This is a genomic window from Streptococcus sp. K0074 (assembly GCF_048843365.1).
GTDB classification, from domain to species: domain Bacteria; phylum Bacillota; class Bacilli; order Lactobacillales; family Streptococcaceae; genus Streptococcus; species Streptococcus mitis_BM.
In genome coordinates this window covers 618,068-632,219 of the sequence record NZ_CP184836.1, presented here as the reverse complement: position 1 = coordinate 632,219, position 14,152 = coordinate 618,068, and the positions used below count along the sequence as shown (strand labels likewise).

General features: G+C 41.6%; 13 protein-coding genes and 1 other RNA gene. 2 read left to right on the top strand and 12 right to left on the bottom strand.

All coding sequences use genetic code 11. The annotated features are described in order from the left end of the window. Positions 1 to 44: 44 nt before the first annotated feature. The 12 genes from fni to ACN076_RS03085 form a co-directional block, all read right to left on the bottom strand. Positions 45 to 1,055, bottom strand: a complete 1,011-nt coding sequence (gene fni, locus ACN076_RS03140; RefSeq protein WP_420790105.1) for a type 2 isopentenyl-diphosphate Delta-isomerase — start codon at positions 1,053 to 1,055, stop codon at positions 45 to 47. Next, on the bottom strand, positions 1,039 to 2,046 hold the full coding sequence (locus ACN076_RS03135) for a phosphomevalonate kinase (RefSeq protein WP_420790104.1): 1,008 nt from the start codon (positions 2,044 to 2,046) through the stop codon (positions 1,039 to 1,041). The genes fni and ACN076_RS03135 overlap by 17 nt, the downstream gene beginning before the upstream one ends. Further along, positions 2,033 to 2,986, bottom strand: coding sequence for a diphosphomevalonate decarboxylase (gene mvaD / locus ACN076_RS03130; protein ID WP_420790103.1), 954 nt, complete (start codon positions 2,984 to 2,986; stop codon positions 2,033 to 2,035). Before mvaD ends, ACN076_RS03135 begins: the two co-directional genes overlap by 14 nt. Continuing rightward, positions 2,968 to 3,846, bottom strand: coding sequence for a mevalonate kinase (gene mvk / locus ACN076_RS03125; RefSeq protein WP_261045137.1), 879 nt, complete (start codon positions 3,844 to 3,846; stop codon positions 2,968 to 2,970). Before mvk ends, mvaD begins: the two co-directional genes overlap by 19 nt. Before the next feature lie 122 nt (positions 3,847 to 3,968). Next, positions 3,969 to 4,943, bottom strand: coding sequence for an N-acetylmuramoyl-L-alanine amidase family protein (locus tag ACN076_RS03120; RefSeq protein ID WP_420790102.1), 975 nt, complete (start codon positions 4,941 to 4,943; stop codon positions 3,969 to 3,971). Between the two features lie 99 nt (positions 4,944 to 5,042). Beyond that, positions 5,043 to 5,732: a response regulator transcription factor gene (locus ACN076_RS03115; RefSeq protein ID WP_050283620.1), complete on the bottom strand. Its 690-nt coding sequence runs from the start codon at positions 5,730 to 5,732 to the stop codon at positions 5,043 to 5,045. 11 nt (positions 5,733 to 5,743) lie between these two features. Continuing rightward, entirely contained in the window at positions 5,744 to 7,168 is a 1,425-nt protein-coding gene (gndA, locus tag ACN076_RS03110; RefSeq protein ID WP_000158778.1) for an NADP-dependent phosphogluconate dehydrogenase, read from the bottom strand. Positions 7,169 to 7,243: 75 nt separating this feature from the next. Continuing rightward, entirely contained in the window at positions 7,244 to 8,641 is a 1,398-nt protein-coding gene (gene mapZ, locus ACN076_RS03105; RefSeq protein ID WP_420790101.1) for a cell division site-positioning protein MapZ, read from the bottom strand. Between the two features lie 12 nt (positions 8,642 to 8,653). Further along, positions 8,654 to 9,811 (bottom strand): THUMP domain-containing class I SAM-dependent RNA methyltransferase, encoded by a 1,158-nt coding sequence (locus ACN076_RS03100; RefSeq protein ID WP_101781606.1) that lies wholly within the window; start codon positions 9,809 to 9,811, stop codon positions 8,654 to 8,656. Positions 9,812 to 9,895: 84 nt separating this feature from the next. Next, positions 9,896 to 10,276, bottom strand: an RNA gene (gene rnpB, locus ACN076_RS03095) — RNase P RNA component class B. A 20-nt stretch (positions 10,277 to 10,296) separates the two neighbouring features. Beyond that, complete coding sequence (gene gpsB, locus ACN076_RS03090; protein WP_420790100.1) at positions 10,297 to 10,626, bottom strand: cell division regulator GpsB; 330 nt, start codon at positions 10,624 to 10,626, stop codon at positions 10,297 to 10,299. A 69-nt stretch (positions 10,627 to 10,695) separates the two neighbouring features. Continuing rightward, positions 10,696 to 11,223 (bottom strand): DUF1273 domain-containing protein, encoded by a 528-nt coding sequence (locus ACN076_RS03085; RefSeq protein WP_031227950.1) that lies wholly within the window; start codon positions 11,221 to 11,223, stop codon positions 10,696 to 10,698. Positions 11,224 to 11,289: 66 nt separating this feature from the next. Here ACN076_RS03085 and recU point away from each other — a divergent pair, with 66 nt between their 5' ends. Together recU and pbp1a are read left to right on the top strand one after the other, a co-directional pair. Then, the gene (recU, locus tag ACN076_RS03080; RefSeq protein WP_420790099.1) at positions 11,290 to 11,889 is read left to right on the top strand and encodes a Holliday junction resolvase RecU; all 600 of its coding nucleotides are present in this window, start codon (positions 11,290 to 11,292) and stop codon (positions 11,887 to 11,889) included. Next, complete coding sequence (gene pbp1a, locus ACN076_RS03075; RefSeq protein ID WP_101785381.1) at positions 11,882 to 14,047, top strand: penicillin-binding protein PBP1A; 2,166 nt, start codon at positions 11,882 to 11,884, stop codon at positions 14,045 to 14,047. Before recU ends, pbp1a begins: the two co-directional genes overlap by 8 nt. The last annotated feature ends 105 nt before the right edge of the window (positions 14,048 to 14,152 follow it).

Below are 14,152 nucleotides of genomic sequence, written 5' to 3'. Positions count from 1 at the left end.
TTCAAAAAAGTCACCTCGGTCTGAAGATGGAAAAAAGGCGATGGTTACGCCTTTTTCATCTGATCCTTTGCTTCTTTTAATTTTCCATATAGAAGATAGTCTACTTTTTGCAGTTCTGCTATGGTGGCACAATTAAGGGCACACATAATCAAGCGTAAATCTGCTTTCCATCCTTGAACAATGTCAATCACTTCTTCAACTGTATAGGTTTCAACCAATTCCAGAACGGTTCGTGACAATCCCACAGCCTTGGCTCCAAATACCAAGCACTTAATCATATCCAGCGGATTCCGAACCCCTCCACTGACCAAGAGTTCGACCTTGTCTTTCCAGTCTTGGGCATTGATAAGGGCTTGCATGGTGGACTGGCCCCATTGATTGAGATAATCACGCTGACCACTGCGACGGTTTTCAATATAGGCAAAGCTGGTACCACCACGACCTGACAGGTCAAAGGTTCGAACGCCCAATTCATAGGCTCTTTCAATGGTCTTGGCATCCATTCCAAAGCCCACTTCCTTTAGGACAATCGGAACAGGAATTTGCTTGCTATAGTCTGCCAGATGCGATTGCCAGCTTCTGAACTTCCTTTCTCCCTCAGGCATGAGTAATTCCTGCATGACATTGACATGCACTTGTAAAAGTAAAGGATTCATCTCCGTCACAGTCTGCAAACCAAGTTCAACCGGCTTATCCAATCCAATATTGGTTCCAAGAAGGAGATTTGGATGACTAGCCTTGACAGAAAAAGAGGCATCTGATGGATCTTTGAGAGCCGCACTATAAGAGCCCGTCACAAACAAAATCTCACAGTCTTCTGCCACCTGAGCCAGTTTTTGATTGATTTCTTTACCTTTTTCGCTTCCACCCGTCATAGCATTGATATAAAAAGGAAAGTCCCACTTTCGACCAGCAAATTCTGTCGACAGATTGATTTCATCCAGATCGTAAAGAGGCAAGGAAGAATGAATCAACTCCACCTCATCAAAGCTATTATAGGAACTTTTCTGCTCAAGGGCATAGCGGATGTGCTCATCCTTACGATTTGTCGTCATGTCCTATCCTTTCTTGGTATAAGAGCTCAATCCCCAGATCGGCCCAACGGTTTTTTAGGGTTTCAGTTGATTGCTCATCAAAACTCAAGGCAATACCACAATCACCACCACCAGCGCCACTACTCTTAGCAACAGCTTGCAAATCTTGACTAGCTTCTTTCAACTGTCTAAGCGAAGGCGTGTAAATATCTGTGCTCAAGCCTTCTAAAAGCTGGCTGGCTACTTCTACTTGCTCGATAATTTTTTCTGATTTCCCCTGCTCCAAGGCTTCTACTAAAGCAGCCACCGTTTCTTTTGAGGAGCTTAAAAAATTCTGATTGATATTTTGCTTGATTTGCTGGACCATGTGACTCGATACAGCCACTTCCTTGGTCCATCCCACTAGGAAATCACATTCTAAAGTTGGTCTCACTTGCGAAATTGAAAAGCCCCAATCACGCTCTAAAACTGTCGCCAAATTTTCTTCTTCCAACCAAGTAGCCACTTTCTGGCGATCAAATGACTGGTAAAGAACCAAATCCTCTGCCACGATACAGGCAAGGTCCCCCATAGAACCATTGTCTCCGCGCTTGAGCAAGACAGCACTGGCCAGCTTGAACAAGAGCTCCTGATCAACCGAAAGCTTATACAGAGCTAGCAGAGCCTTGATGACCAAAACAACGACGCTACCGCTAGAACCTAGACCAAACTTTTTCCCTTCTCGTTCCATTTTCCCACGAATTTCTAGAGAAAAAGGTCGCAAGGTTTGCCCATGATAAACGAGGAAATCTTCCACTAAAGCAATCGTTTCTTGAATCAAGCTGTAGTCAGGATTTGGCGTCAAATCCACTGCGAAATCAAACATATCTGAGTAGATACGGTAACTGTCAGAAAAAGCAATCTCGCCCTTCATATAGATAGGAATGGCCTTTATCAAGGCCAACTGCCCTGGCTCTAAAATAGCATATTCACCTGCCCAATAGAGCTTTCCGCAAGTTTTAACAGCAATCATCTTGGCTCAAATCCTTTGTTTTTGACACAATCAAGCGATAACGTTGACCGAAGATTTCTGATAAATGCTCCAAGTCTTTCTCCTGACAGAGAACCTTGACATTGGGACCAGCATCCATAGTAAAGTAACAAGCCTCTTCTTGCTCACGTAGCTGGCGAACAAAGTCCATGGCTTCATAAGACGCATCCGTCAGATAAGAAAAGGCTGGTGATGCTGTTTTGGTCGTAGCGTGCATAGCCAGGGCATTTTCCTCCGTTAACTCCCCAACCTTGGCAAAGTCATTTTCCTTGAGATAAACCAGCATATCCTGATAGTCTTTCTCAGACTGACGGACCCAGTCATCAAAGGTCGTCGATGTTTCCACACAAAGTTTCATCCCGTCACGGCTAGAGATTGGTTTTTTCTTATCCTCTAGCACCAACATAATCATAGCTAGTTTCAAGTCTGTCTCTACAGGGTAAATTTCCCCACTATCCTTATCCCAGGCACCTAGCGGTCCATAAAAACTACGAGAGGAAGATCCAGAAGCAAACTTAGCTTCCTGCGCCAACTGGCTCCGATTCAAACCAAGCTTGAAATAAGCGTTGCAAGCCTTGACCAAGGCAGACAAACCGCTAGAACTTGAGGACAGACCCGCCGCGGTAGGCATATTGTTCTGAGTATCGATACGGACAAAGCCTTCTCCAACTGGACGGTAGCGGTCAATAATCTTACTCATCTTGGCATGCTCAGCCTCATTTTGTAGCTTACCATTGATATAAAAGGCATCAGCTGTCGCATCCGTCGGTAGAGATGACAAAGTTGTCTCCGTATACATATTCTCCAAAGTCAGAGAGATACTGCTAGTAGCAGGCACCATCTCTTTTTCTTTTTTCTTTCCCCAATATTTGATAATAGCAATATTTGCGTAAGAACGTACTGTTACAGGCTCTCTATCCATGTCTGAACAGCTCCTTTCTCTTCTAATCTTTCTGCTAGTTCTTGTGCGTGTGTCAAATTGGCTGCCAAGGCTATGATACAGCCTCCAAGCCCACCACCGCTCATCTTAGCACCCAGAGCACCATGACTAAGAGCTGTTTCAACCAGATGGTCTGCCTCAGGGCTACTGACCCCAATTTCTTTTAAATGTAAATGCGCTTGACTGAGGATTTGTCCCAATCCTTCAGCATCTTTTTGTGAAATCGCATCTTCTGCCTGCTGGGTCAATTCCCCCAAGGCATGCAAAAACGGCAGGGCATCCTTGCCCTTGTTTTGAACCACTTGAATGGCTTCACGAGTGTGACCATAGACGCCCGTATCTGCAATGACCAAATAGGCAGATAGATTCATCTCAAGCTCTGTAAATCCTACGTTCTTAATAAAGCGAATGGGCTGGTCACTGAGACAGGTCTTGGCATCCAAACCACTTGGATTCATATGGGCAATCATCTCCGCCCGATTGACCAAGATTTCTAATACATCATGAGGCAGTTCTGCCTGATAGTAGTCAAAAACCGCACGAATGGCCGCTATGCTGATAGCTGCTGACGAACCCATTCCCCGTTTCTCAGGGATAGCCGAGTCAATCTCACAGCGAATGCAGGCTTCTTTGATATCCAAATACTCCAGTGAAGCATAAACTGCCATGGACAAGGTATCCTCCTCATAGAGGCGCCAAGGACTCGCTGCAGGAACTACCTTACAAGTCACTTCTACCTCCAAAAGAGGCAGGGAAATGGCAGGATAACCGTAAACGACCGCATGCTCCCCTATTAAAATAATCTTACTATGTGCCTGACCGACACCAATTTTTTTTATCATTTTTTCCTTTTGCTAGACGAAAAAGCCGTCTCATTTTTTCATACAAGTATTTATTCTTTCCTATCTATTTTATTATATTTTCACAAAAAAAGCGATTGTTTCCTTCACAATCGCCTCTTTCATTATTGAACCCATTCACCATTATAATTGACAGAATAGTCATCTACGGTCGTATTCACTGCCAAGGCACCTGAGCTATAAGCATAGTACCATTTACTACCGACCTGGAACCAACCAGTTGCCATAGCTCCTGATGAACGGAGATAGTACCACTTGTTACCAAGGTTTTGCCAGCCCGTTTTCATATCACCATTTTCAGCATCTAGATAATACCAAGTTGAGCCGTCTTGATACCAACCAGTTGTCATAGCTCCTGATGAACGGAGGTAGTACCACTTATTGCCAAGTTGTTTCCAACCAGTTTGCATAATACCAGTTTCTGGATCTAGATAGTACCATGGAGCAGCTTTTAATTTATCTTCATCATATGTAAGAGGAAAATCCTTAGCCCAACCACGTGCTAGCTCCCCAACAGTCAATCTGTTGATGCGAGAATCAAAGCCACCATCCTTCAGTAAATAATACCAGTGCCCCTCATCATAAATCCAACCAGTTTTTAAAGTGTGATAGCTACGTTGATCTTCAAAATAATAGACTCGTTTCTCTGCTGGACTATTATATTGTTCCCCATGATGCTTGTTGACATTTGTAGCTGTTTTTGCTTCTAAAATTTGCTTACCAACAAATTCTTGAAGAACCCCATCTTGGTTAAAGTAGTACCATCTTGGCATTGGCATAAATTCCAACCTCATACCATTAGGATAAGGACCAATTGTACTACCTTTAGATGGAAACGGGATGTATTGCCAGCCGACAACCATTTCTCCTGATACATGATCAAAATAATAGCTCTTGCCATCAATCACTCGCCAGGCCTTTTCTTTGATCTCACCCTTCTTGTAGTAGGTTCTACCATTTTCTTGGACAAATTGCCAGCCTTCTGAATCAGCATCATCCGCCAATACTGCACTTGTTGCTAGAAAACCGAAGAAAAAGACTGCTAATGCGATTTGCATCAATTTTTTTATTATTCTCATTAGACCTATCCTCCATAACTGATTGTAGCAAATACAAAATCGCATGTCAACATATAAAGAACTCATATAAAAAGCAGTTACAAAACTGCAACTGCTTTTCTATTCTTGCATGGTGTAACCGACACCACGCACGGTTTTAATGTAGCTTTTTTGACCTTTTACATCAAGCTTGCTACGTAGATAACGGATGTAGACATCCACGATATTTGTTTCGGTCGCACTTTCATACTTCCAGACACTTTCCAACAACTGCTCACGAGTCAGAACTTTCTTGCTCCCCATAAGAGTAGCCAAAAGGTCATACTCACGGCGCGTCAGAGCAATCATTTCCTCGCCACGATAAACGGTATGATGTTCTACATCCATACGTAGATTGCGGTAAGATGTTGGAACCTTCATCTGACTACAGTGTTGGTCGATGAAGTCCCGACCTCGGAAAATCGCTGAAATACGAGCCACCAAATTGTCAATAATAACCGGCTTATAGATGTAAGAAACGGCAAAGCGTTGGATTGTTTCAATCTGATCTTGCAATTCTTCACGATGGTCCAAGACCATGATGACTGAGGCTGGCTTAGTCCGACTCAGCTTGTCTGCAAAATCCTGGGCTGTCATATCCCCCAGATGAGCATTCAATAAAATCAAGTCATAGTCTGTCTGAAGAGCCATAGAGAGGGCTTTTTGCCCCTCCTCAACCTGATCAACTCGGTATTGCTCTTTTTGGAGCTCCAAACTTAAAAAATGAGCTAGATTTCGTTCTTTCTCAAGTAATAAAATCCGTTTCCCCATGGCAGACCTACTTATTTTTCGTCATACCAAGAGTAGTGGAATGTTCCTTCTTTGTCTTTACGTTGGTAAGTGTGAGCACCAAAGTAGTCACGCTGTGCTTGGATCAAGTTAGCTGGAAGGTCAGCTGAACGGTAGCTATCAAAGTAAGTAATAGCTGCTGAGAAGGTTGGCACTGGCACACCAGCTTGAACCGCAAGAGCTACGATATCACGCACTGCTTGTTGGTACTTAGCAGTGACATCCAAGAAGTATTCATCCAAAAGAAGGTTAGCAAGGTCTGCATCACGGTTGTAAGCATCTGTAATCTTTTGCAAGAAACGAGAACGGATGATACAGCCATCACGCCAGATAGATGCGATGTCTGCAAATGGCAAGTTCCAGTTATTTTCTTTAGAAGCTACACGCAATTGAGCAAAACCTTGTGCGTATGAAATGATTTTTGAGAAGTAAAGGGCTTGACGGATTTTTTCAATCAACTCAGCCTTGTCTCCTTCAAATTTGAAGGCAGCTGGTTTTGGAAGAACCTTGCTAGCATGTACACGTTCTTCTTTGTAAGTTGAAATGTAACGTGCAAATACTGACTCAGTGATGAGTGACAAAGGCACACCAAGGTCAAGTGATGATTGGCTAGTCCATTTACCAGTACCCTTGTTACCCGCAGCATCAAGGATGTAGTCTACGATTGGTCCATCTTGACCTTCATCGTCTTTACGGCTCAAGATATCAGCTGTGATTTCGATCAAGTAGCTGTCCAATTCACCCTTATTCCACTCAGTAAAGATTTCAGCCATGTCTTCTGCAGAAAGGCCTAGCAAGTGTTGCATCAAGTCATAACTTTCTGCAATCAATTGCATATCACCATACTCGATACCGTTGTGAACCATTTTCACATAGTGACCAGCTCCATCAGGACCGATGTAAGTCACACATGGTTTACCATCTTCTGGTGCTTTAGCTGAGATTTCTTCGAGAACATCCGCAACCAATTCATAGGCTTCTTTTTGTCCACCAGGCATGATAGAAGGACCTTCAAGAGCTCCTTTTTCACCACCAGAAACCCCAGTACCGATAAAGTTGATACCTGAGTTTGCCAATTCTTCATTACGACGGATGGTATCTTTGTAGAAAGTGTTTCCTCCGTCAATCAAGATATCACCCTTGTCAAGGTGTGGAAGAAGTGCTTGGATAGTAGCATCTGTACCAGGTCCAGCTTGAACCATAAGCATAATACGACGAGGTTTTTCGATTGAATTTACAAAACTTTCAACGTCATAGCTTGGTACAAAGTTCTTTTCAGGATGGCAAGCAATTACATCTTCAGTTTTTTCTTTACTACGGTTGTAGATAGCAACTGTGTAACCACGAGATTCAATATTAAGGGCAAGGTTACGACCCATTACGGCCATACCTACGACACCAAAGTTAGCTTTTGTCATTTGACACTCCTCTTATTTAATTTGTTTTATTTTATCATTTTTACTTTTGAAAAGAAAGAATTTTGTAACGACTGCTTAGTAGTCCAAGTCATCCGCATGTCCAGAACCATTTCCAACAAAGTAACCTGTCTTACAGTTAAGGGTAAAGAGATAGGTTCCATCTGGCTTGTAGAGATTGTAATAACCATTGCCATTAACGATATTAACACGTTCAAGGATGTATTGATTACCAGTGATATAACCACGTGAACGTGAAGTCGCTAAAATTTGTTCCAAGACACCATCTGCGAAATCCCAGGCAGAGTTGTTACTATCATCAATAGCAGATTGATTGTAGGCAACACGACTAGCACTTCTTTGAACAGCAACACCCGCGCTTGATAGACCCATATTGACTTCACTGCGACTACTTCTAGTCTCATTTGAACTACTTGGTTTTGTCTCACTAGTCGCATTTGAACTTGCTTGACTAGAACTGCTAGTTTGACTTGAACTTGAGCTAGAAGTACTTGTTTGCTGGCTCTTACCAAGGTTGATAGCCTTATCTAGCACTTTATCAATCTCAGTATTGCCAGTTTTAATATCCGTAAATTTAGCATCCGATTTAGCTTTAGCGTTAGTGTCCAAAACACCATCAACAATAGCTGGTTTTTCAAATTGAGCATTGACATCTTGAATGGCCTTGATTTGCGTTGTTAGACCATCATATTTAGATTTGGCAAGTGCATGTTCACGACTACCTTCCAGCTTATCAAGCAAGGTCTTCAGTTGACTCAGTTTATCAAACTGGCTATTTTTCAAAGCCGTTTTATTACTATCTGTATAAAAGGCATCGTATTGGCTATTGAAATCTTCTAAAATCGGCTGAATATTCTGCTCACTGGACGCTGATTGAGAAGTTTGGATTTCCTGTGTTGAGCGATTCACTTGACGATAAACATAATAAGCAGTCCCAAGGATAAGAACCACTAGCGCTGCTAGGATCCCGTAAATCAACCATTTCTTCTTACTTTCTCCATCTTCACTATCCGTAACTCGAGAAAGTATTGGAACCTCTTCTCCTTCAAACAATTGTACTTCTTCAGTCTCAAATTCTTCGACAGGGGGAACTTCTGAATCGCGTATGAATTCTAAATCATCGAACTGATTCAAGTCATCTTCTTGTACTGAGGACTCAACTTCTGTCTCCTCACGAATCTCTTGAAGTAAGTCATCAAGACTCGAGGTAACAGCTTCTTCTTTTTCGACTAACTCCTCTTTTTTGTATTGGCGAGTCGCAAACTTATCTGCTTCGATTTCCTCTTTGTGTTGCTTGACATACTTGTCCAAAATGGAATCTTCAGGCAAGACTCCTGCTTCCACTTCTTCATTTTTACGAATCGCTTGACCAACTGTTAACTCTTTTGCTTCATCAAAATCAAATCGTGGTTCTTGGTTTTCTTTTTTATGACGATTCCGTCTTTTCTTACTCATGAGTATCCCTTTCTATTTTAACTCTTGGCGTTTAACACGCTGACCAAAATATTGATACAGATCTACTTTCAAGGTTCCGTTGTATAACTTACGTTTCTTATCCGCCTGACTACCATACTTGCTTTCAAATGCCTCATCACTAGTTAGGATAAACTTACTCCAAGTTTTCAGTGGTGCAAATACTTGCCCCATCTCAGCATAAAGCTTGGTAACTCCTGCATCATCTGATAAACGTTCTCCATAAGGCGGATTGGAGATAATCACGCCATTGATTTTATCAGAACGTAAATCCTGCACGCGCATCTGCTTAAAAGTAATGTCTCCTGCAACACCAGCTGCCTGAGCATTGGCTTTAGCAATTTCCACCATGCGAGCATCAATATCACAACCCATGATATCCAGTTCCAGCTCACGATCCACTTTTTTAGCCGCCTCTGTGCGCACTTCTTGAATCAAGCGATCGCTGATCCAGTTCCACTCCTCAAATGCAAAAGAGCGACGAAGACCTGGAGCCATCTTTCGAGCAATCATGACTGCCTCAATACAGAAAGTCCCCGAACCACAGGTCGGATCAATCAAAGGCTTGTCTGGATACCAGTTAGAGAGTTGTAAAATGGCTGCCGCCATGTTTTCCTTAATAGGAGCACCACCTTTTTCGGTACGATAACCACGTTTAAAGAGGCTAGATCCTGTCGTATCAATCATGACAGTTGCCACATCTTTGAGAATAGAGACCTCAATCTTAAACTCTGGGCCATTCTCCATCAGAGGAACACCTTCTGGGCGAGCATAGTGTTTCTGCAATTTCTTGACAACAGCTTTCTTAGAAATAGCCTGTACACTTGGCTCATTGTGAAGTTTAGATTTAACACATTTGGCCTTGGAAATAGGGAACCGAGCCCCAAGTGGTAAATAATTTTCCCAATCTAAAGCAAAAACTCCCTGAAACAGCTCTTCAAAAGTCTTAGCTGGGAAAGTTCCTACGATAATTTTGATACGATCTGCTGCTCGAAGCCAGAGGTTGGTTTCGATAATCGCTCTCACGTCTCCTTGAAAACGCACACGTCCATTTTCAACCTGACAATCGTAGCCCAACTCTCGCACTTCTCGTCCCACAACAGCTTCAAGACCTGCTGCCACAGTTGCAATTAAATTAAATTCTTTTTTCATGTTACAGTCTTGCAAGACCTTTCTATATGTCCACTTTAAAAAATGAGGTTGAGAAAATTTCTCAGCCCCAACCTATATGCAATTTTCTATAAGCCATGTTTTGTTCCAGAAGTGACTAGGACCACTTCCTTCGATAATCATCTGTCTACCACTAACAGCTCCAGCTGATAGCAGTCAGAATACTACGTTCGTTTCCGCGTACTCCATGCCCCGACCAAAATTTGGGTTGCTAGCTTGAGGGGTTTACCGCGTTCCACTCTCTCCGTTTCCAGAAAGACTCCGTCACTGTGGCACTTTCAAGCCTACTCTGGCCTATCCAAGGACTTAGCCATTTCAACTGCCGTAACGATTTCTCGTCCCTAGGCTTATGGTTTCGCCTAGCACAAACACTACAGGCATCACAGCCTGTGCTAGCATGGACTTTCCTCATGAGAAGCAACTCTCCTCACGCGATTATCCAAAAATTGCACATCTCAAATAACTACTTAGAAATCTGAGTTATCTAAAATTTGTTTACCAAACACTTCTTTTTCAAGACGATTCAAGCGTTTCAAAATATCAAAATTCGTCATAGAACTTGTAGTTGCCGCTTCAAGGGGTTCTGCTTGAACTGGTGAAGGTTTCGGTTTACGAGCTAATTCTTCCTTCAAATCCGCAATTTCCTGACGAAGTGACTTGACCAAGGCAGCATAGGTTTCATAATCCTTAATGACATCGTCTAAAAACTCATCAACTTCTACCTTGCTATACCCACGGACTTCACGCCCAAACTCTTGTTCAAAAATATCTTTCGCTGAAAAAATAATACCTGCCATGTCTCTCTCCATTCTCGCTTGCTAGTATTATTATATAAAAAAAGCCAAACAAAAATCAAGGTCAAAGCTTCAATTTTCGGAAAAATTTTCAGCAAGTTCATTTAATTGATCAAATGTTAATCTCTTTATAAAATAGTCCTCTTGATTTTTCATCTTTTGGTAAAAATAAGATAATTTCGTTTCATTATCCTCATCATAAAAAAGATAAGAACTATTCGTATTTTCCAGTAAAAACTGCTGGTAGTCTCTTAACTGCCACTTGTGTTCATAGCGAGGATAGGCATATTTGACAAAGTCTACCTGCTTAAAACGACTCAGTTTCATCTGATTGCCTTCATTCCAATTTTCCCCATGGGTTTCAAAAGCAAAAATGGTGGCCAACTGGAAACCGTACTCTGTCTTCATTTCCTGAGCAACCTCTAAAACCCAATATTCAAAGCCCAAAGTCCCTGTAAATACAAGCCAAGTCACCCCATCTGCTGCCATAGCTTCTAAATCTTTACGTATCGCTTTTTTAATCAATTTAAGACGAGGATCCTTGTCAGAAAACAAACCCAAATCAAAAGCAGAATAGCCTAAAACCAAAGCTGTAGTCATTTTTAACCCTTCCTGTGCAAATTTATGATATAATAGAGTGATGTTATTGTACCAATAAGGAGAATTATGGTCAACTATCCTCATAAAATTTCATCACAAAAAAGACAAACATCTCTTTCTCAACCCCAAAATTTCGCAAATCGAGGAATGTCTTTTGAAAAGATGATCAATGCTACCAACGACTACTATTTGTCTCAGGGATTGGCAGTTATACACAAGAAACCAACTCCTATTCAAATCGTACGAGTGGACTATCCACAACGAAGTCGTGCCAAGATTGTTGAAGCCTATTTTCGACAAGCTTCAACGACAGACTATTCTGGCGTTTATAATGGATATTACATCGACTTTGAAGCTAAGGAAACAAAACAAAAACGTGCGATTCCGATGAAAAATTTCCATCCACATCAGATTCAGCATATGGAACAAGTCCTTGCCCAACAAGGAATCTGCTTTGTCCTTCTTCACTTTTCTTCCCAGCAAGAAACCTACTTATTGCCGGCATTCGATTTGATTCGCTTCTATCATCAAGATAAGGGACAAAAATCAATGCCACTTGGATACATACGAGAATACGGTTACCAGATAAAACTAGGGGTATTCCCACAAATTCCCTATCTCGATGTTATCAAAGAACATTTACTAGGTGGTAAACAAGATGAATAAATACATTCTTATGCGAATATTAAAGTATATTGGAATCTTTTTCCTAACTCTCTTTATCGCATTATTTCTATTGGGCGGGGGTGTTTTCCTCTATTTTGTGAGTAAAGCTCCAGCCCTATCAGATAGTAAATTAGTTGCAACAACTTCTAGCAAGATTTATGACAATAATAACGAACTCATTGCCGATCTGGGCTCTGAACGCCGAGTAAACGCTCAGGCCAGCGAAATTCCTACTGATTTAGTCAAAGCCATCGTGTCTATCGAGGACCATCGCTTCTTTGACCACAGAGGGATCGATACGATTCGGATTATGGGGGCATTCTTACGTAACTTACAAAGTAATTCTTTACAGGGGGGATCAACCCTAACCCAGCAGTTGATTAAGTTGACCTATTTCTCAACATCAACTTCGGATCAAAACATCTCCCGAAAAGCACAAGAGGCTTGGCTAGCTATCCAATTGGAACAAAAAGCTACCAAACAGGAAATTCTTACCTACTACATCAATAAGGTCTATATGTCAAATGGTAATTATGGAATGCAGACAGCAGCCCAAAATTACTATGGAAAAGATCTAAAGGATTTATCTTTACCTCAATTAGCTTTGCTAGCAGGTATGCCTCAGGCACCTAACCAATACGATCCTTACTCTCATCCGGAAGCAGCACTAGACCGTCGTAATTTAGTTCTTTCAGAAATGAGAGGGCAAGATTACATTAGTGCTGAGCAATATGAAAAAGCCGTCAACACACCTATCACTGATGGTTTACAAAGTCTTAAGTCGGCTGCTACTTATCCAGCATATATGGATAACTATCTAAAAGAGGTTATTGAACAAGTAGAGCACGAAACTGGATATAATCTTCTTACTACTGGGATGGAAGTCTACACAAATGTAGACAAGGGAATTCAACAACGACTTTGGGATATTTACAATACAGATGAGTATGTCTCTTATCCAGATGATGACCTTCAAGTAGCCTCAACTATCGTAGATACTTCCAATGGTAAAGTCATCGCTCAACTTGGAGCACGTCACCAAGCAAGTAACGTTTCATTTGGTACCAACCAAGCTGTGGAAACCAACCGTGACTGGGGATCAACCATGAAACCAATCACTGATTATGCCCCAGCCTTAGAATACGGTGTATACGATTCAACTGCAACTACTGTCCACGATATTCCTTATAACTATCCTGGTACAAGTACCCCTGTTTACAACTGGGATCGAGCATATTTTGGTAATATTACTCTGCAATATGCCCTTCAACAATCTCGTAACGTACCTGCCGTTGAGACACTAAACAAGGTTGGTTTAGACAGAGCTAAAAACTTCCTAAATGGTTTAGGAATTGACTATCCTGTAATACACTATTCAAATGCTATTTCAAGTAATACAACTGAATCTAGTAAACAATACGGGGCAAGCAGTGAAAAAATGGCTGCAGCCTACGCTGCATTCGCAAATGGCGGTATTTACCACAAACCAATGTACATCAATAAAATCGTCTTTAGTGATGGTAGTGAAAAAGAATTTTCTGACGCTGGTACAAGAGCTATGAAAGAGTCTACTGCCTACATGATGACAGAAATGATGAAAACAGTCTTGACATCTGGAACAGGTTACAACGCCTATCTGCCTGGAATTCCTCAAGCAGGTAAAACAGGTACTTCTAACTACACAGATGAAGAAATCGAAAATCATATCAAGTCGAATCAACTTGTAGCACCAGATGAACTGTTTGTCGGTTATACTCGTAAGTATTCAATGGCCGTTTGGACAGGTTATAGCAACCGTCTCACTCCTATTGTAGGTGATGGTCTCACAGTTGCTGCTAGAGTTTATCGTAGCATGATGAGCTACCTTACTCAAAATAACCATCCTGGAGATTGGACAATGCCTGAGGGACTATATAGAAACGGGCAGTTCGTATTCCTAAACGGAGCAAGAAATACATGGAGTACTCCTGATACACAACAAACACAATCAGAAGTAGAGAATCCCTCTACCACAAATGAAAATACAAGTACACAAGTAACACCTACTCCTGGTCAACAATCAAATAATCCTGCTCCAACGAATCCAAATCAGGGACAGTCTGGCCAACAAATCCAACAACAACCACAGGCCCCTCAATTTCAACAACCACAACAGTAAACACAAAAAATCCTGAGAGTTAGAAATTCTCAGGATTTTTTTTACTACAAGATAGCTAATACTCAATAAAAATCAAAGAGCGAACTAGGAAAGTTAGCCACAAGC

Coding starts and splice junctions, on each gene's coding strand:
- fni (WP_420790105.1), bottom strand. CDS start 1,055: ATGACGACAAATCGTAAGGATGAGCACATCCGCTATGCCCTTGAGCAG.
- ACN076_RS03135 (WP_420790104.1), bottom strand. CDS start 2,046: ATGATTGCTGTTAAAACTTGCGGAAAGCTCTATTGGGCAGGTGAATAT.
- mvaD (WP_420790103.1), bottom strand. CDS start 2,986: ATGGATAGAGAGCCTGTAACAGTACGTTCTTACGCAAATATTGCTATT.
- mvk (WP_261045137.1), bottom strand. CDS start 3,846: ATGATAAAAAAAATTGGTGTCGGTCAGGCACATAGTAAGATTATTTTA.
- ACN076_RS03120 (WP_420790102.1), bottom strand. CDS start 4,943: ATGAGAATAATAAAAAAATTGATGCAAATCGCATTAGCAGTCTTTTTC.
- ACN076_RS03115 (WP_050283620.1), bottom strand. CDS start 5,732: ATGGGGAAACGGATTTTATTACTTGAGAAAGAACGAAATCTAGCTCAT.
- gndA (WP_000158778.1), bottom strand. CDS start 7,168: ATGACAAAAGCTAACTTTGGTGTCGTAGGTATGGCCGTAATGGGTCGT.
- mapZ (WP_420790101.1), bottom strand. CDS start 8,641: ATGAGTAAGAAAAGACGGAATCGTCATAAAAAAGAAAACCAAGAACCA.
- ACN076_RS03100 (WP_101781606.1), bottom strand. CDS start 9,811: ATGAAAAAAGAATTTAATTTAATTGCAACTGTGGCAGCAGGTCTTGAA.
- gpsB (WP_420790100.1), bottom strand. CDS start 10,626: ATGGCAGGTATTATTTTTTCAGCGAAAGATATTTTTGAACAAGAGTTT.
- ACN076_RS03085 (WP_031227950.1), bottom strand. CDS start 11,223: ATGACTACAGCTTTGGTTTTAGGCTATTCTGCTTTTGATTTGGGTTTG.
- recU (WP_420790099.1), top strand. CDS start 11,290: ATGGTCAACTATCCTCATAAAATTTCATCACAAAAAAGACAAACATCT.
- pbp1a (WP_101785381.1), top strand. CDS start 11,882: ATGAATAAATACATTCTTATGCGAATATTAAAGTATATTGGAATCTTT.